Genomic DNA, 17,826 nt, shown 5'->3' on the forward strand with positions numbered 1-17,826 from the left:
ATTGCGCTTGTGTAACGCTCAGAAATATCGAAGAATTTGAGAAATCACTCTCATTTATGAATATGCCATACGAGTCTTTTTTGAAGGGGAGGCAATGTGTGGTTCAGCGGAATACCTTTCCGGAACGCTTAACGGGCTACTATGCTTACCTTAACGTTAACGAACCATGGGGGCGGCGCGGGAATTTAATTGATATCCTTTGCCCTTTTATGCGTTGACTTCACATTTGGCTCCGGTTAGATTGGACGGACATTGCAGTTAAGCCATTTGTCCAGCTTGAGTGGTCAACTTGGTGACTATGATGTGTAGCTCTGTTTAAGCACGTTTCCGTTTATTTTGCCCTCGCTTGCGAGGGTTTTCTTTTTCTGCATCAGCAACCCTTCCGATTACTTATTCTTACGTTAACGTAAACCAATCGACATATTTTCGGCTTAGCGCCCTATTTTCGTCCGAGATTAAGCGTGCCGCAGGTTGCGCAATTATTTTATGGTCTGCTGCTTGCATGCGGGTATGATGGCAACAGTTTGATATGTTGATCATTTATGAATGATGAGGACGCCTAAGTTGACCAATACACTCGTAATTAAATCCAGTATTTTGGGTGAACATTCTCAATCGTCCCAACTGCTCGATCATTTAATGCAGCACCTGGATGGCGAGCGGGTGATGTGCCGTGATTTGGCCGCCGCACCCTTGCCCATGCTGGACGGTGCTGGCGCCCAGGCTTTGCGAGGCGCCAGTGAACTGACAACACAACAGGCTGATATGCTGGCGCTGTCTGAACAATTGATCTCTGAATTGAATCAGGCCGACACCCTGGTGATTGCCGCTCCCATGTACAACTTTCATATTCCGGTACAATTAAAAGCCTGGATTGATCTGGTTTGCCGTGCCGGTGTCACGTTCCGCTATACAGAGCAGGGCGTTCAGGGGTTGCTGAACACCAGGAAAGCCGTGGTGGTGACTACGCGCGGCGGCCAGCATAAAGGCACTCCCCACGATATGATGACGGATTACCTGAAAACCATACTGACCTTTCTGGGCATTGCCGATATTGAATTTGTGTATGCCGAGGCCCTGCATATGAGTGGTGAACAAAAGCAAACCGAATTACAACGAGCCAGAGAACAGTTGGAAGCACTGGCAGTTATTGTCTGACCAGTTATGCCAACATACAAAATCAAGGTTGGCAATAAGTGCCGACCCTCAGCGCTGAAGCGACATCACCACGCATGCAAACATCTTGAATGACAAAGATCATATGATGGAAATTGAAGACATTATTGCCGAGAAAATCATTGCCCGCACCAAAGGCCTGATCCCCTACGACATCAACGTGATGAACAAGAAGGGAATCGTGGTGGCGTCTACCGATGTCAGCCGGGTGGGCCGGGTACACGAGGGCGCAAGCTGGGTGATACAGCACCAGAAATCGGTCACGGTCGATCAGGCGGGTACCCGGTATTTGGCCGGTGCCAAGCCAGGAGTGAACCTGCCCATAGAGTATCAAGGTAACTGCATAGGGGTTGTGGGCATTACCGGCGATCCCGCTCAGGTCTGCGAGCTGGGCGCCTTGCTGAAAATGACTGCCGAGCTGTTGGTGGAACAAAGTCGGGAAAAAGACGCCGCATTGTTATTGCGTGTCGAGAAAGAGAATTGTCTCAAACAGCTGGTTTATGGCCAATTGGACGAGTCTGCCTTGCATGAGCGGTTGAAAGAGCTGCAGCTGCAGATCCGCTATCCGGCACTGTGCATTACCATCAAACCCAAGAGTCACGCTCGTTTTTATCAACAGATTCTGGACCTGAATGCCGCACTGGATTTAAGTGTGAACGGCCTGTTTTTTTATAGTCAGGAGTCAGGTTTAACCTTGATACTCGACGCCAAAGCAAAGGTTGATGCAAAAATAGCACAACTGGTCGACCTGCTTGCACAACCTGTGAGCATTGGTGTCGGCGTGACAGTCAACACTTTGTCGGAATTGGCACTTTCTTATGCAACCGCGATGGCTGCTCTGCAATTTGGGGCCGCAGATGGTGCCAGCGGAGCTGCGACCTTGTATTCCTACGACAGCCATAAAGAAAAAATCATTATTGCTTCATTGGCCAAAGGCTGGCATCTGGCAGAGCTGACCAAGGAGTATCGAGCGCTGATGGCACAAGACCCCAATGGTACGCTGCGCTTAACGCTGCATACGCTTATTTCTTCGTCGGCAGACATGCTGACCTGCGCCGGCAAGCTCAATATTCATAGAAATACCCTGCGCTATCGGCTCGATAGAATTCATGCGATTACCGGGGTGGATTACAAAAAGCTGGATCAACTGTTTCGGCTCTATCTTGGCAAAATCATTCTCGATTAGTTTGTAAAAGCGTGGCGCACAAAAACAAGCATGCCAGCTTGTGCTTTTGCACATGGTAATTGCCAACCAAAGCACAGATACTGGTTTTCTCTTTGACGTCTACCATGAAGGTACTCACATGAAAAAAATTGTTATTGCTCCGGATTCTTTTAAAGAAAGCTTGTCCGCTCTGGAAGTGGCAGAAGCAGTCAAACAGGGTTTTCTCGCGGTTTTTCCTGATGCTGAGTACACCCTGGTTCCGATGGCAGATGGCGGAGAAGGGACGGTTGAAGCCTTGGTTGCGGTCACCGACGGCACCATAGTACGCACTCAGGTAACCGGCCCGCTGGGTAATCAGGTTGAGGCACACTACGGCTTGCTGGGCGATGGCAAAACCGCCGTTATCGAGATGGCTTCTGCCTCTGGCCTGCACCATGTGGCACTGGAAGAACGCAATCCCTGTATTGCCACTTCCCGGGGCACCGGCGAGCTGATCCGTCATGCCCTGGATGCCGGTGTGCGTCATATTATTGTTGGCCTTGGCGGCAGTGCCACCAACGATGCCGGTATGGGCATGCTGGCGTCGCTGGGAGCCCGGTTCACTGACGAACAAGGCAAAGTGATTGCCGACGGCGGTGCAGCACTTATCGACTTGAAGCACATTGATTTAAGCGAACTGCACCCTGCCATGGCCGATTGTACTTTTGAAGTGGCATGCGACGTGGACAATCCACTGTTGGGTGACCGAGGCGCGACCGCTATTTTTGGTCCGCAAAAAGGCGCCACTGCCGAACAAAAAGTCACACTGGAGAACGCGCTAACGCATCTGGCCGATGTGATTGTGGCCAGCGGCTTTACCGATCAGCGAGAAAAAAAGGGCGCCGGCGCCGCAGGGGGTATGGGCTTTGGCATGATGACCTTTATGCAAGCCAGCTTTAGACCCGGTATTGACATCGTGGTTGAAGCAACCAAGCTGAAAGAAGCGGTAAAAGGCGCCGACCTGGTGATCACAGGTGAAGGTCGTATCGACAGCCAGACTATTTTTGGCAAGACGCCAATCGGCGTGGCCAAAACCGCTAAAATCTATGACATTCCCGTTATTGGCATTGCAGGCAGCATCAGTGATGACGTGGCCGTGGTCTGCGATCATGGTATTGATGCGGTATTCTCTATTATGCCGCGCGTGATGACGCTGAAAGAAGCCTTTGCCGGTGCCGAGAAGAACGTGACCTTTACCGCCAAAAACATCGCCACCCTGTTGGCCATGCAAAGCGCGAAGTAAGTTTGCTGGTTAAGAGGGGTACGTGAAAGGTAAGGGGGAAACCCCTTACCTGTAGATCTGCAAGCGCGTTCATCTTCAGCCATATTAACGGCATTCAGCATTTCTCGCATGAACTTACAAAAGCAAAAAACCCGCTCAATTGAGCGGGCTTTTCAATGTTTGGTGCGTCCTAGTGGATTCGAACCACCGACCCCTACCATGTCAAGGTAGTGCTCTAACCAACTGAGCTAAGGACGCAGATTGCAACAAGTTTGGTACGCCCTAGTGGATTCGAACCACCGACCTCTACCATGTCAAGGTAGCGCTCTAACCAACTGAGCTAAGGGCGTATCATGTCTGAGCGAGCGGTATACTAGCCAAGGTACTAAAGACTGGCAAGCCTTTTTTGTTACTCTACAAACAGATGGAGAACTATTGGTCAAGTTGGTGAAATATCGCACCGCTTTAAAAACGTTTGCCACACTCGGGCATGTTCAAGCGTGAGTTGTCGGTAGCGAACATACAGCTGACTGTTCAATCCCATTGCGATCTGCTGTTGATAAGCAAGCATCTGGGCGCGCTTGCTTTGCGGGGGAGCAAGCGTGCTTTGCAGCAGGGGCGCCAACTGTACAAACTGGCGATCAATCTGGCTCAGATAGCGCTGAATATCCTTAATGTAATAATGCTGCATGGCATTGCGCAGTCGCTCGGCGTTTATTCGCCCGCCACGCTGACAGTCATACTGCGCCAATGGCTGCAAGAACCCAATACTTTGCTCAAGGTAGTGGCCCGCACTGTGCAACGAGTAAAATAAACGGCCCAGATACGGATTCTGGTATAAGCCGGCCAATGCCTGGTTGAGTTGCCCGGCACTGAGCGGTTGTGTGTCCAGCTTACCTTGCGCCTTGCTCTGTAGTTGGGCGAACAAATCGAACGCCCGTATCGTTGCCTGGTAGCCCACTTGCTGGTTGAAAGAAAGAGTCCTTGTGCGAGGAGTCAGCGCGGCGCGAATTTCGGGCTCTGCAACCATCATATTCCAGTGAAATCCTGACAGCAGCGGGGCTTTTTGTTGTTCAATATCATGCAACCAGGTTTGCAGCTTGGGATCGGGGTGTGTGGCCTGACACAGTTGCAAGCCCTGTTGAAATTGCAGGTGATAGAACAGCTGACCGGCGGCACTCTGACTTTTACCGACCGGGCTGTTGTGTTCCCCGACCAGCGCAAGCAAATCACATTGACCCAGCTTCAATGCATCCAGTACGCCGGTGCTGATGCGATCCTGCTCCAGTACCAGCTCGCGCTGGGCAGGCAAGGGTGGCAAGGTCGGGGCCGCTGTTAGCTCCGGCTCTGCTACCTCCAGTACATGAGCAACCCGTTTTAGATAAGTATGAAAATGGTGTTCCAGTTCGTCTTTTGGACTACATGCCATCAACAAGAGGCAGGTTAGCCCGATTATTATGTTCGACCCGTGCATAAATCACCCGCAATCGCCATATTAATGAGAACGCCGCTATCGACAAGCCCGCCAAAAAACCAATCCAGAAACCGTGAGGCCCCATAGAGGGCACAACCCAATCGGTCATGCCCAGCACCATGCCGATAGGCAAGCCACATAACCAGAACGACACAAAGGTAATATAAAAAATGGTCTGGGTATCTTTATAACCCCGTAATGCCGCGGCGGCAATCACCTGGGCCGAGTCTGATATTTGATACAAAGAGGCCAGTAGCAGCAAGCTGGCGGCCAGTTCGAGTACCTGGCTGTTATCGGTATATAAACTGCCAATCCAATAGCGGCCCCATACGGTAGCCAGTGCCGTCAGCAAGGCCACCAAACACCCTAGAATAATGCCAGCAATACTGATCCGTTTGGCTCTTTCTGCCTGTTTTTCTCCCAAACAGTGACCAACGCGTATGGTCATGGCCATGCCAAGACTTAGCGGTATCATAAAAATGATGCTTGAAAAGTTTATGGCAATTTGGTGTCCGGCAACAATTTCTGCTCCAAAAGGAGCTAATAATAGCGCCACCACGGTAAACAGGGTGACTTCACAGAAAATGGCCAGCGCAATGGGGAAGCCAAGGCGAAACAAGCGACCTATTTGTGGCCAGTTTGGTGCGCTTAATGTGGAAAACACCATAAATGGCCGCAGTAGCGGTGAGCGCCGAGTATAAATGACCATGCCAATCAGCATCACCCAGAACACCAATGCCGAAGCATAACCACAGCCCACGCCGCCCAGTGCGGGCATGCCAAATTTGCCATGGATCAGCACATAGTTGGCTGGAATATTCACCATCAAGCCGAGAAAGCCGATGAGCATGGTAGGCAGGGTATGTGACAAGCCCTCACTGAAGTTACGCAATACCTGATACAAGGCATAGGCGGGCATGCCCCACAAGATGGCATGCAAATAACCGGCGGTTTTTTCTGCCAGCAAAGGCTCTACGTTCATCCAGTGCAAAGCCTGTGGCGAATAATAGAGCGCCAGCATGGCAGGCAGGGTCACCAACAGGGTTAACCAAAAACCTTGATGCACGGCACTGGCCACCTCGCCATGACGACGAGCGCCATTCAATTGCGATATAATGGGCGTCAGCGCCATAATCACGCCTTGAACCAGGAGAATAAGCGGCAGCCAAAAACTGGTGGCCACGGCGACCGCGGCCAGATCGGTGGCACTGACCTGGCCGGCCATGACGGTATCCACAAAGCTCATGGTGGTCTGTGCTACCTGGGCGACCAGAATAGGGCCACATAACCGCAATAAACGGGGAATTTCATATAAATAAGGCTTCAAGGCCATGTTATTCTCACTTGCAAAAGAAAAGAGGTTTGTCGAATAGCGGGGAAGTGCGCATTTTGGGTGTTCACTTTGGTAACAAATACTGAAGAATCGACAATCATTGGGAATATAGCCTTGATGGCTGCTTTTTCCCACTATCTTTAACTGACATTTTAAAGGAAAAATCATGTTTACCGGAATCGTGCAAGGCCAAGGCACCCTATTGAATATTATCGACAAACAAGACTTCCGCACTCACCAGGTGCAATTACCTGGCCAATTGTTGCCGGGCCTTGAGTTGGGCGCTTCTGTTGCACACAACGGCTGCTGTTTGACGGTAACGGCCATTGATGGTCAGCAGGTGAGTTTTGATCTGATGCAGGAAACCTTGCGGGTGACCAATCTAGGTCAGCTTGTAGTAGGGGATAAGGTTAACCTGGAAAGGGCCGCGCGCTTTGGTGATGAAATTGGTGGTCATGCCATGTCGGGCCACATTATGGCCATGAGCGCCTTGCTGGAGCGTCAGACCAGCGAGACCAACACCACCTTGTGGTTTGCCTTGCCAGAGAACCTGGCAAAATATGTGTTTACCAAGGGGTACATTGGTATAGACGGCATTAGCCTGACTCTGGGGGCGGTGCAGTCCGATCGCTTTGCCGTGCATCTTATCCCGGAAACCCTGGCACGCACCAACCTGGGCCGGATCAGGGAAGGGGCCCAGGTAAACATAGAGATAGACCCCCAGACTCAAGCCATCGTCGATACGGTAGAGCGGGTCATGGCCAGCCGATGATTCAGGTTGCGCTGTCTAGGCTGTGCTTGATAGACAGCGGACCTTGCATGCCGGCAATCACCAATATTATGCCAACATGCAGACTATTATTTTACCAATGTCGCGACTTCAGAAAATTTGTTCGTCGTCGGCATCAATACTCACCTCGACCTGGTCAGTCATCTCATTACGAGTCACCGTCAGATGCATGGGATTACAGCAGGCTCTGCAATCTTCATAGTAGTTTTGATCGCCCTCGGACGCATCCACCACAATGTTGGTATGATGCCCGCAATGAGGGCAATGAATCGTCTGCTCAAAATAATCTCGCATCTGCTGGCTCCTTCACATCAATAGATTGAACAACACAAGTTACCACATCAGGTACTGCACATTGATGACTGCTCACCCGGTTACCGCATCAGGCCTCACTTAGCCCGCGGCTCGAACGTCCGCCATCCAGTGCAATAATCTGGCCGGTCAAATAAGCCGGGCCACCCAGCAAAAAGGCCGCCGTTTCGGCGATTTCTTGTACCTGACCCAACCGCCCCATGGGTATTGTGGCCAATACCTGCTGTTTTTGCTCGGCAGTCAAATCATGAGCAGGCCAAATGATGGCCCCGGGGGCGATACCGTTTACTCGAATATCCGGTGCCAGTTCACAGGCCAACCCTCGGGTCAACGTGGCCAGTGCATTTTTTGCCATGCTGTATAACAAATGATGCTGCAGGCCTTTTTCCGCATGTATATCCACCATATTGATAATTGCGCCGTTATGTTGGCGCAATGCCGGTATCAGAGCCTGGGTTAGAAAAAACGGTGCGGCGGCATTGGTGCTGATCAAATCCTGCCATTGTGCCGGAGTGCTCGATGTGAGCGGAGTCGGATAAAAGCTGGAAGCATTATTAATCACACCATCAAGGCGCCCAAAACAGGCCAGTACCCGATCGGCCATGTGAGCAAGTTGGTCTAGTTCGGTTAGATCCTGGCGAATAATCGCCACACTGTGAGGGGTGATGCCGTTCAGCTCTTGCTGCAGGGAAAGCGCGGCCGTTTCACTGGTGTGATAATGCAACACCAGACGATAACCCAACTGATGCAAATGCCGGCTTATCTCGGCCCCAATACGTTTGGCGGCGCCGGTTATCAAGATCACGGGTGATGACATGGATGCTCCTAGCTGGAAAGTATGCGATTGACACTGCTGTTGGCCTGTTCACGATAGGGCTCGCCAAAATGACTGACGTGATTAAGCAGGTGATAAAGATGATAAATTTCACGTCGTTGTCTATAGCCTGGGTCTAGCGGCCACACGGTATTGTAGCCTTGATAGAATACATGAGGAAACTGACCAAATAGCTCCGTCATGGCGATATCGATTTCCCGATCACCAAAATAACTCGCAGGGTCGAATACCACCGGCTGATTATCATGAAAAGCCACATTTCCCCGCCATAGATCGCCATGTAGCAAAGAGGCCGAAGGCTGATGGTGCACCAACCGGAGTTTGATTCCGGTGACAATGTCACCGATATCACCAAAATGGATCCCCTTGTCAGCCAAAATCGTCAACTGCCAGCCAATGCGTTGTTCGGCAAAAAAAGTTGACCACTTCTTGTGCCAGGCATTAGGTTGTACCGACAGCCCAAGAAAATTGTCTTCGTCCCAGCCGTACATGGGTTGCTGCTGACTTTGATGCAGCCGAGCCAATTGCTGACCCAGTGCATACCAGGCCTGTTCGCAGCCCTCGTGAAAGGATAGGTAGGACAATACCAGAAAGCTGCTGCTTAGTGTGCTGCCACAGCAAACGGGCTTGGGCACCTGTAATGTATTGGCCGCCGCCAGATGCTCCAGGCTGGTCCATTCACAACGAAATTTATCGATCTGTGCAGCGTCGTTTAATTTTACAAAGAATGCGGTGTCGCCATCATCAATACGAAAGGCACGATTAATGTCACCGCCCGCCAGTGGCTGCTTGTTCAACACACTGAAGTCGGTTTTTGTCGCTTCGCTGATCTGATTGGCAATAGTGGGCCACATAATGTCTCCCGGATACTGACGAAGATAGTGTCAACATTATAGGCTATACATGACATTCACCATTGAGGAATGCTGATGCTTGAACAATTGAAACAATGGTTTTCTGCCGACAATACAAGCGCTGACTCGACACCAGGCAAAGACGTGGCCATTACCGCCTTGCTCAGTGAAGTGATGCTGGCAGACGGTAATGCCAGTGAAGAAGAGCGGCAGACGCTTGAACATTTGCTGGTACGGTTAACCCGCCAAAATGCCGCTACCGTGCAGCAACTGCTTGCTGCTAACAAGGCGCAGCAAGACCAGATAGTCTCGCTTTATGAATTTACCGCCGAGCTGAAAACGCTGCCCATTGCAGAGCGGGAAGACATTCTGTTCGCCTTATGGGCGGTCGCCTTTAGTGATGGTCAGCTGGACCCGCAAGAAGAAGGCATTATCCGCCAGGTGGCAGATCTGCTGTACATCCCTCACAGCCGGTTTATCTGGCTTAAACATCAGGCTCAAGAAAAAGCTGGCCTTTAAGCCGCAACCCGGCATGGCGGGCGAGGGGGAGTTCTGATAAAGTTTCGCCCCCTAACCTGTGCCACCCCAACGTTTTAGTTCAAGGTGCGCCAAACTGGCAAGGTACGCCAGACGGTTAACAGCAATGAAGCTTGCGCAAAATCTGGGTTCATTTTCATACATTACATGTGCGCTTTGGTAGGGTGCACCACTGTTGAGGATATTTCATGCCGACAATTACTCTTCCCGATGGTAATCAACGCCATTTTGACCATGCAGTTTCCGTGATGGACGTCGCCCTGGATATAGGTCCGGGGCTGGCCAAGGCCTGTATTGCAGGACGTATCGACGGACAATTGGTTGATGCCTGTGAGCTGATCGAACACGATGCGCAATTAGCCATTATTACCGCCAAGGACCAGGACGGCCTGGAGATTCTGCGCCACTCTTGTGCTCACCTGCTGGGTCATGCCATCAAGCAGCTCTGGCCCCAGACCAAGATGGCCATCGGCCCCGTGATCGATAACGGTTTCTATTATGACGTTGACCTTGATCACACCCTGACCGAAGAAGACATCGCCAAGCTTGAAAAGCGCATGCAAGAGCTGGTGAAAACCGGCTACCAGGTGATCAAGAAAAAAGTCAGCTGGCAAGAAGCCCGCGACACCTTTGCCGAACGGCATGAACCTTACAAGATTGAAATTCTCGATCAAAACGTCAGTCAGGACGACCGTCCCGGTTTGTATTATCACGAAGAATACGTGGATATGTGCCGTGGACCTCATGTCCCCAACATGAAGTTTTGTCAGCATTTCAAACTGCAGAAAACGTCCGGTGCCTACTGGCGTGGCGACTCCAAAAACAAGATGCTGCAACGCATTTACGGCACCGCCTGGGCCGACAAAAAAGCCCTCAAGGGGTATTTGCTGCAGCTGGAAGAAGCCGCCAAGCGCGATCACCGTAAAATCGGCAAGCAACTTGACCTGTACCATATGCAGGAAGAGGCGCCGGGCATGGTGTTCTGGCATAACGACGGCTGGACCATCTTCCGCGAGCTGGAGCAGTTTGTGCGCGACAAGCTGCGTGAATACCAGTATCAAGAGGTAAAAGGCCCCTTGATGATGGACCGCATATTGTGGGAGCGTTCCGGTCACTGGGACAAGTACGCCGACTATATGTTTACCACCAGCTCGGAAAATCGTGAGTATGCCATCAAGCCGATGAACTGCCCGGGCCACGTGCAGATTTTCAATCAGGGCCTGAAGTCCTACCGCGACCTGCCACTGCGCATGGGCGAATTCGGCAGCTGTCACCGTAACGAACCAAGCGGCGCACTGCATGGCCTGATGCGCGTGCGTGGCTTTACTCAGGACGACGCGCATATTTTCTGTACCGAAGAGCAAATACAGTCTGAAGTGTCCGATTGCATCAAGCTGGTATACGACACCTACGAGACCTTTGGTTTTACCGATATCGTGGTGAAGCTGTCTACCCGGCCCGAAGAGCGCATTGGCAGTGATGAAGTGTGGGATCAGGCCGAACTTGCCTTGCAACAGGCACTGACTGCCGCGGGCATTGCTTATGACCGGCAGCCAGGCGAAGGTGCCTTTTATGGTCCTAAAATCGAGTTTACACTGCACGATTGTCTGAATCGCGCGTGGCAGTGTGGTACAATACAGCTCGATTTTGCACTGCCTGGCCGTTTGGGTGCCAGTTATGTGGGCGAAGACAACGAACGTCACGTGCCGGTTATGATTCACCGTGCTATTCTAGGGTCGATCGAGCGCTTTATCGGTATACTAATAGAAGAGTATGCCGGTTTGTTTCCGACCTGGCTTGCCCCCACTCAGGTGGTGGTGCTCAATATTACCGATAATCAGGCCGATTACGCCCTCAATCTCACTAGTAGTCTGAATAATGTTGGCATTAGGGCCAAAGCAGACTTGAGAAATGAGAAAATAGGCTTTAAAATCCGCGAACATACTCTGAAGCGGGTACCTTTCATGTTGGTTTGCGGCGACAAAGAAGTCGAAGCCGGCAAAGTAGCGGTTCGTACCCGGAAAGGACTGGATTTAGGCGTGTTCGATGTAGAAGAACTCAGCCAGCTGATACAGCAGGAAATCCAGACTCGCGGAAAGAAAACAGTGGAGGATAAGTTATAAAAGGCGCTAAAAGAGGGAGCAAACCAGCTCCACGCAATCGACTGAACGAAGAAATCCGACTACCAGAAGTTAGATTGGTCGGCCTTGAAGGTGAAGCTTTGGGTGTTGTACCTATTGCTGAAGCTCTCGAAGCTGCCGCCGTTGCAGGCGTAGATCTGGTGGAAATCAGTCCCAATGCCGAGCCGCCCGTTTGCCGTTTGATGGATTTTGGTAAATTCATCTACGAAAAGAGCAAGGCGACTAAAGAACAAAAGAAAAAGCACAAACAAATTCAGGTGAAGGAAATTAAATTCCGTCCCGGAACTGATGATGGCGATTACCAGGTAAAACTACGCAACCTGGTTCGCTTTTTAGAAGAGGGCAACAAAGCCAAAATCACACTGCGTTTTCGCGGTCGTGAAATGGCGCACCAAGACCTCGGTTTCGATTTGCTCAACCGTATTAAAGCGGACTTGGACGAATTGGCCGTTGTTGAAGCTTTTCCAAAAATGGAAGGGCGTCAAGCTGTCATGGTGCTGGCCCCGAAGAAAAAACAGTAAGGTTTTGCAAGTAGCCGGGTAATGGTTATCCGGCTCGCCTTGTCTGTTTGTTGTTATTAACAATGCGGAGTTGTTATGCCGAAAATGAAAAGTAATAAAGGTGCTGCAAAGCGCTTTAAAAAAACTGCGAGTGGCTTTAAGCGTAAGCAATCCCACCTGCGTCACATCCTCACAAAGAAAAGCACCAAGCGTAAGCGTCAGCTGCGCGGTAAGTGTCTGGTAGCACCTTCTGATGTTGCCCAGATCAAATCCATGTTGCCGACCGCTTAAAAGAGGATAGTGAATAATGCCAAGAGTTAAACGTGGTGTGACAGCTCGTGCTCGTCATAAGAAAATATTAAAGCAAGCCAAAGGTTATTACGGTGCCCGTTCGCGCGTCTATCGCGTAGCGGTACAGGCAGTAACCAAAGCCGGTCAATATGCATATCGTGACCGTCGCGCGAAAAAACGTCAGTTCCGTCAGCTGTGGATTGCGCGTATCAACGCTGCAAGCCGTCAGAACGGTCTGTCTTACAGCCGCTTCATCAATGGCCTGAAAAAAGCCTCTGTTGAAATCGATCGCAAGATCCTGGCTGATATCGCCGTACATGACAAAACCACCTTCACTGCTTTGGTTGCCAAAGCAAAAGAAGCCCTGGTATAAGTCGTTAAGACGATGAAATAAAAAAAGGAGGCTCCGGCCTCCTTTTTTGTTGCCTGCGCGCAAGTTCAGCGGTGGCAGAAAAAAGACAAATCCTTTATTATCAAGCCCTTCAAATTATTCAGTGTCTGCATCATGCGGGCAAGTAACGAGGAATACATGGATCAGCTGCAAGACGTGATCGTCAAAGCACAGGCGGAGATCCTGGCAGCCGCCAACGCCGCCGAACTGGATGACATCCGGGTGCATTACATGGGTAAAAAAGGCTTTTTTACCGAACAGTCCAAAGCCCTGGGCAAGTTATCCGCCGAAGAGCGTCCCGCGGCCGGTCAAGTGATCAACCAGGCCAAACAAGCGGTAAACGACGCCATCAACAGCAAGCGCGAAACTCTGCAGCTGGCCGAGTTGAACCAGAAACTGGCGTCGGAAACCCTGGACATCAGTCTGCCGGGGCGCCGTCAAAGCATGGGTGGTTTGCACCCGGTCACTCGTACCATTAAACGTATTGAATCGTTTTTTGGCGAGCTGGGCTTTCAGGTGGCCGAAGGCTATTCCGGCACACCATCCGGCACGGGCCGATCACGATACCTTTTATTTCAATCCCAAGCTGAGCAAATTCGTACCATGGAACACCAGCAGCCGCCGATCCGCATTATTTCACCAGGCCGCGTGTATCGTAATGACTACGATCAAACCCATACCCCGATGTTTCATCAGGTGGAAGGCTTGCTGGTCGACGAAAACGTCAGCTTTACCCAGTTGAAAGGCGTGTTGCACGATTTTCTGCACAACTTTTTCGAAGAAGACCTGCAAATCCGCTTCCGTCCTTCTTACTTCCCCTTCACCGAGCCCAGCGCCGAAGTGGATGTGATGGGCAAGAACGGAAAATGGCTGGAAGTGCTCGGTTGCGGCATGGTGCACCCGAACGTACTGCGTTCTGTGGGCATAGACCCCGAGCGTTACAGCGGTTTCGCTTTCGGCATGGGGGTGGAGCGTTTGACCATGCTGCGTTACGGCGTGAACGATTTGCGCGCCTTCTTCGAAAATGATCTGCGTTTTCTAAAGCAATTTGGTTAAGCGGCTGGAGCAAAAATGAAATTTTCAAAATCATGGCTGGACGAGTGGGTTGCTACCGGCCTTAACGCCGAGGCTCTTGCCGAGCAAATTACCATGGCTGGGCTGGAAGTGGACGGCATTGAGCCTGTCGCCGGTGACTTCAGTCAGGTCATTGTGGGTGAAGTGGTCGAATGTGGCCAACATCCCGATGCCGACAAGCTGCGCGTCACCAAAATCAACGTAGGTGGTGACGAGCTGCTCGACATCGTCTGCGGTGCCCCCAACTGCCGCCTCGGCCTGAAAGTCGCGGTCGCCGTCGTCGGCGCAATACTGCCCGGTGACTTCAAAATCAAGAAAGCCAAGCTGCGTGGCCAGCCGTCTCACGGCATGCTGTGCTCTTACGGCGAAATCGGTATCGAACTGGACTCCAGCGGTATTATCGAGTTGCCCGCCGACGCGCCTGTGGGTGCCTGCGTGCGTGACTATTTGCAGCTGAACGACGAGATTATCGATATCGATCTCACCCCTAACCGTGCCGACTGTTTGAGTCTGGCCGGTGTGGCCCGTGAAGTGGGCGTGCTCAACCAGCAAGATGTTAACTGGCCCGAGATCCCGGCGGTCACCGCCACCATCGACGACAAGGTTAATATTACCCTGGACGCCGCCGATGCCTGTCCTCGTTATCTCGGCCGAGTCGTCAAGAATATTGATGTTAGCGCGACCACACCGTTGTGGATGCAGGAAAAGCTGCGTCGCAGTGGCATTCGCAGCATAGATCCCGTGGTCGACATCACCAACTTCGTGTTGTTGGAATGGGGCCAGCCCATGCATGCCTTCGACCTGGCGACCTTGAATGGCGACATTCAGGTGCGCATGGCAGAGCAGGGCGAAAAACTGACGCTGCTCGACGGCGTTGAAGTGAGCCTGAACAATGACACCCTGGTGATTGCCGACAGCCAGCAAGCCATTGCCATGGCGGGTATTTTTGGCGGCCAGGCCACAGGCGTGACCGAACAAACCCGTGATGTATTGCTGGAATGTGCTTTCTTCAGCCCCTTGTCCATTACCGGCCGTGCCCGTAACTACGGCTTGCACACCGACTCCTCTCACCGTTTCGAGCGGGGCGTCGATTATCAGCTGCAACATAAGGTGATGGAGCGGGCCACCGCACTGTTGCTCGATATTTGTGGCGGCGAAGCCGGCCCTGTCGTGGAAGCACTGGCGGAAGATAAACTGCCGACAGCCAATACCGTCAACCTGCGTCATGCCAAACTCAATCGGTTAATCGGTATCGACATTGCCGCCGAGCAGGTGAGCGATATGCTGGCCCGTTTGGGTCTGGATGTCACCGCCACCACCGACGGTTGGCAGGTGGTGGTGCCCAGCTATCGTTTCGACATCAGTATCGAAGAAGATCTGGTGGAAGAAGTGGCGCGCATCTACGGCTATAACAATATTCCTAACCTGGCACCCGTGGCCGGCTTGACCATGTCACAGCATCGCGAAGCCAGATTGCCCCTTAATCGCTTGAAAGATGCCTTGGTCGACCTGGGGTATCAGGAAGCCATTACCTACAGCTTTGTAGATCCCAAACAACAGAAACTGCTGTTTCCCGAAGTCAAAACCATGACTCTGCCCAACCCGATTGCCGCCGATATGTCGGAAATGCGGGTGTCGTTATGGCCAGGCCTGATCCAGGCGGCGGTATATAACCAGAATCGTCAGCAGCCCAGATTACGCCTGTTCGAACAGGGTCTGACCTTTATTCCCGATGACACGGCAGAAAATGGCGTGCGCCAGACTCAGGTGCTGGCCGGCCTGTTATTGGGTACCGTTAACAGTGAGCATTGGAATATGGCCGCCACCGGCGCCGATTTTTTCGATGTTAAAGGCGATGTGGAAAGCCTGCTGGCCATTGGCGGCAAAGCGCTTGATTTCTCGTTTGCCCGGGCTGACATCAGTGCCTTGCATCCGGGGCAGTCGGCCGTGTTGCTGAACCAGGGGCGCCAAGTTGGTACCCTGGGTGCCGTACACCCCAGCCTGTTGCGCAAACTGGGCCTCAAGTCTCAGGCCTATGTGTTTGAAGTCGAACTGGCTGCCATTAGTGAACGTCTGGTTCCTGAGGTCGCCGAGATTTCTCGTTTCCCTGCCAACCGTCGCGATTTGGCCCTGGTGGTAGACCAAGATGTGGCTGCTGGCGATATCCTTGATTTAACAAGGAAAGTTGGCGGGAATCAATTGGTTGGATTAAACTTGTTTGATGTATACCAAGGTCAGGGCATCAGTGACGGCAAGAAGAGCCTCGCGCTCAGCCTGGTGTTGCAAGATACCCACAGAACTTTGGAAGAGAAGGAAATTGCCGATACGGTTGCGCGTATTGTGACGGCGCTTTCTGACGAGTTTAGTGCATCCTTGAGGGATTGATATGGCCTTAACCAAAGCCGACTTAGCAGAGCATCTGTTTACCGAACTTGGCTTGTCCAAGCGCGATGCCAAAGAGATGGTGGAAGCGTTTTTTGAAGAAATACGCTCCGCGCTTGAACAAGGCGAACAGGTAAAGATTTCCGGTTTCGGCAACTTCGAGTTACGAAATAAAGGGGAGCGCCCGGGGCGCAACCCTAAAACCGGAGAAGATATCCCCATTTCGGCGCGCCGAGTGGTCACCTTCAGGCCAGGGCAAAAGCTTAAAGCCAGAGTTGAACATCTCTCACAACTCGATGAATCAGACTCCTCAGCAGAGTAAAATACAGCCAGGCCCAGAGCCTGGCTTTTTATTTTGTAGAAAGTGAAGGGTAAAGAGTCAAGGGGACAAGCTTACACACCGAACATTCCAGGTACATAGTGCTTCCTGTTGTCCTCTTCACTCTTCACTCTTTACCTATTACTCTTCACATGCTTGAAAGAGTAAGACTAAGGCCGTATTGGCCTTGAACCTGCATAGCTGTTAGCCTAAACCACTTAATGTTAATGATTAGTGTCAACAGAGGTATGCGGCCAGTGCATAAAGGTAACATTGTTATTCTTACCGGAGCGGGTATTTCAGCCGAATCGGGTATTAGAACCTTTAGAGCCAGCGATGGTTTGTGGGAAGAACATCACATAGAAGATGTCGCCACGCCCGAAGGGTATAAACGTGACCCCGAGTTGGTGCATCGGTTTTATAATGCCCGACGGGAGCTACTACACACGGTGGAGCCTAATGCGGCACATCTGGCATTGGCAAAGCTTGAAGCGCAGTGGCCAGATCAGGTGACCATAGTTACACAAAACATCGATGATCTGCATGAGAGGGCTGGCAGTAAAAATGTGCTGCACATGCACGGCGAATTATTAAAAGCACGCTGTCCGCACAGCAAACAAACAATAGATTGGCCGACGGCCATTCAAAGCACGGATATGTGTCAGTGTTGTCAGTTTCCGGAGCCGTTACGGCCCCATGTGGTGTGGTTTGGAGAGATGCCTCTGGGGCTGGACCGCATCTATCAGGCACTGAGTGAAGCCAGCCTGTTCATATCCATAGGTACGTCGGGTAACGTATATCCGGCCGCCGGCCTGGTGCACGAGGCCGCCATGCACAATGCCCATACTATAGAAATCAATTTAGAGCCCAGCCAGGGCAAGACTCACTTTGCCGAGCACCGCTATGGCCGCGCAACCATAGAGGTAGTGAAATACGTCGAGGAATTATTAGAGGCACGATAAAGGGGACGGGCGGTTAATAAAAGCCCGCT

18 protein-coding genes and 2 tRNA genes are annotated in these 17,826 nt (G+C 51.6%); 13 read left to right on the top strand and 7 right to left on the bottom strand.

Annotation, left to right across the window (positions count from 1 at the left end):
* The first annotated feature begins 564 nt into the window (after nucleotides 1-564).
* From IEW52_RS04320 to IEW52_RS04330, 3 genes are all read left to right on the top strand, one after another.
* Nucleotides 565-1,158: an NAD(P)H-dependent oxidoreductase gene (locus IEW52_RS04320; protein ID WP_188628846.1), complete on the top strand. Its 594-nt coding sequence runs from the start codon at nucleotides 565-567 to the stop codon at nucleotides 1,156-1,158.
* A gap of 103 nt (nucleotides 1,159-1,261) precedes the next feature.
* Nucleotides 1,262-2,362 carry a CdaR family transcriptional regulator gene (locus IEW52_RS04325; protein ID WP_188628847.1) on the top strand — a complete coding sequence of 367 codons (1,101 nt, stop codon included), beginning with the start codon at nucleotides 1,262-1,264 and terminating at the stop codon, nucleotides 2,360-2,362.
* Nucleotides 2,363-2,480: 118 nt separating this feature from the next.
* Nucleotides 2,481-3,623 (top strand): glycerate kinase, encoded by a 1,143-nt coding sequence (locus tag IEW52_RS04330; RefSeq protein WP_188628848.1) that lies wholly within the window; start codon nucleotides 2,481-2,483, stop codon nucleotides 3,621-3,623.
* Between the two features lie 160 nt (nucleotides 3,624-3,783).
* Here the strand turns inward: IEW52_RS04330 and IEW52_RS04335 are convergent.
* The 4 genes from IEW52_RS04335 to IEW52_RS04350 form a co-directional block, all read right to left on the bottom strand.
* Nucleotides 3,784-3,860 (bottom strand) — tRNA-Val (locus IEW52_RS04335).
* Nucleotides 3,861-3,875: 15 nt separating this feature from the next.
* Nucleotides 3,876-3,952: transfer RNA gene (locus IEW52_RS04340), tRNA-Val, on the bottom strand.
* Nucleotides 3,953-4,041: 89 nt separating this feature from the next.
* The gene (locus tag IEW52_RS04345) at nucleotides 4,042-5,031 is read right to left on the bottom strand and encodes a DUF3080 family protein (protein WP_229667787.1); all 990 of its coding nucleotides are present in this window, start codon (nucleotides 5,029-5,031) and stop codon (nucleotides 4,042-4,044) included.
* Nucleotides 5,021-6,409 carry an MATE family efflux transporter gene (locus IEW52_RS04350; protein ID WP_188628850.1) on the bottom strand — a complete coding sequence of 463 codons (1,389 nt, stop codon included), beginning with the start codon at nucleotides 6,407-6,409 and terminating at the stop codon, nucleotides 5,021-5,023. The genes IEW52_RS04345 and IEW52_RS04350 overlap by 11 nt, the downstream gene beginning before the upstream one ends.
* Nucleotides 6,410-6,575: 166 nt before the next feature.
* Here IEW52_RS04350 and IEW52_RS04355 point away from each other — a divergent pair, with 166 nt between their 5' ends.
* Nucleotides 6,576-7,181, top strand: coding sequence for a riboflavin synthase subunit alpha (locus IEW52_RS04355; protein WP_188628851.1), 606 nt, complete (start codon nucleotides 6,576-6,578; stop codon nucleotides 7,179-7,181).
* A 108-nt stretch (nucleotides 7,182-7,289) separates the two neighbouring features.
* Here IEW52_RS04355 and IEW52_RS04360 read toward each other — a convergent pair whose 3' ends face one another.
* The 3 genes from IEW52_RS04360 to IEW52_RS04370 all read right to left on the bottom strand — a co-directional run bounded on the left by IEW52_RS04360 (nucleotide 7,290) and on the right by IEW52_RS04370 (nucleotide 9,200).
* A complete protein-coding gene (locus tag IEW52_RS04360; RefSeq protein ID WP_188628852.1) occupies nucleotides 7,290-7,493 on the bottom strand; it encodes a CPXCG motif-containing cysteine-rich protein in 204 nt (67 codons plus the stop codon).
* 88 nt (nucleotides 7,494-7,581) lie between these two features.
* Nucleotides 7,582-8,328, bottom strand: a complete 747-nt coding sequence (locus IEW52_RS04365) for a pteridine reductase (RefSeq protein WP_188628853.1) — start codon at nucleotides 8,326-8,328, stop codon at nucleotides 7,582-7,584.
* 8 nt (nucleotides 8,329-8,336) lie between these two features.
* Complete coding sequence (locus IEW52_RS04370) at nucleotides 8,337-9,200, bottom strand: fructosamine kinase family protein (protein ID WP_188628854.1); 864 nt, start codon at nucleotides 9,198-9,200, stop codon at nucleotides 8,337-8,339.
* Between the two features lie 75 nt (nucleotides 9,201-9,275).
* Between IEW52_RS04370 and IEW52_RS04375 the strand changes: the two genes are divergently transcribed.
* From IEW52_RS04375 to cobB, 9 genes are all read left to right on the top strand, one after another.
* Nucleotides 9,276-9,719: a tellurite resistance TerB family protein gene (locus IEW52_RS04375; RefSeq protein WP_188628855.1), complete on the top strand. Its 444-nt coding sequence runs from the start codon at nucleotides 9,276-9,278 to the stop codon at nucleotides 9,717-9,719.
* Between the two features lie 206 nt (nucleotides 9,720-9,925).
* Nucleotides 9,926-11,860 carry a threonine--tRNA ligase gene (gene thrS / locus IEW52_RS04380; RefSeq protein WP_188628856.1) on the top strand — a complete coding sequence of 645 codons (1,935 nt, stop codon included), beginning with the start codon at nucleotides 9,926-9,928 and terminating at the stop codon, nucleotides 11,858-11,860.
* A gap of 41 nt (nucleotides 11,861-11,901) precedes the next feature.
* Nucleotides 11,902-12,399, top strand: coding sequence for a translation initiation factor IF-3 (gene infC / locus IEW52_RS04385; RefSeq protein WP_444544013.1), 498 nt, complete (start codon nucleotides 11,902-11,904; stop codon nucleotides 12,397-12,399).
* 75 nt (nucleotides 12,400-12,474) lie between these two features.
* Nucleotides 12,475-12,669, top strand: a complete 195-nt coding sequence (gene rpmI, locus IEW52_RS04390; RefSeq protein WP_104485177.1) for a 50S ribosomal protein L35 — start codon at nucleotides 12,475-12,477, stop codon at nucleotides 12,667-12,669.
* A gap of 16 nt (nucleotides 12,670-12,685) precedes the next feature.
* Nucleotides 12,686-13,042: a 50S ribosomal protein L20 gene (gene rplT / locus IEW52_RS04395; RefSeq protein ID WP_188628857.1), complete on the top strand. Its 357-nt coding sequence runs from the start codon at nucleotides 12,686-12,688 to the stop codon at nucleotides 13,040-13,042.
* A gap of 156 nt (nucleotides 13,043-13,198) precedes the next feature.
* Entirely contained in the window at nucleotides 13,199-14,116 is a 918-nt protein-coding gene (gene pheS, locus IEW52_RS04400; protein ID WP_229667788.1) for a phenylalanine--tRNA ligase subunit alpha, read from the top strand.
* Nucleotides 14,117-14,131: 15 nt separating this feature from the next.
* On the top strand, nucleotides 14,132-16,519 hold the full coding sequence (gene pheT, locus IEW52_RS04405; protein ID WP_188628858.1) for a phenylalanine--tRNA ligase subunit beta: 2,388 nt from the start codon (nucleotides 14,132-14,134) through the stop codon (nucleotides 16,517-16,519).
* Between the two features lies 1 nt (nucleotide 16,520).
* Nucleotides 16,521-16,838, top strand: coding sequence for an integration host factor subunit alpha (ihfA, locus tag IEW52_RS04410; RefSeq protein WP_188628859.1), 318 nt, complete (start codon nucleotides 16,521-16,523; stop codon nucleotides 16,836-16,838).
* Nucleotides 16,839-17,083: 245 nt separating this feature from the next.
* Nucleotides 17,084-17,797: a Sir2 family NAD+-dependent deacetylase gene (gene cobB / locus IEW52_RS04415; protein WP_188628860.1), complete on the top strand. Its 714-nt coding sequence runs from the start codon at nucleotides 17,084-17,086 to the stop codon at nucleotides 17,795-17,797.
* Nucleotides 17,798-17,826: the final 29 nt, after the last annotated feature.

Origin of the sequence: Oceanisphaera marina (genome assembly GCF_014643915.1) — a bacterium.
Lineage (GTDB): Bacteria > Pseudomonadota > Gammaproteobacteria > Enterobacterales > Aeromonadaceae > Oceanimonas > Oceanimonas marina.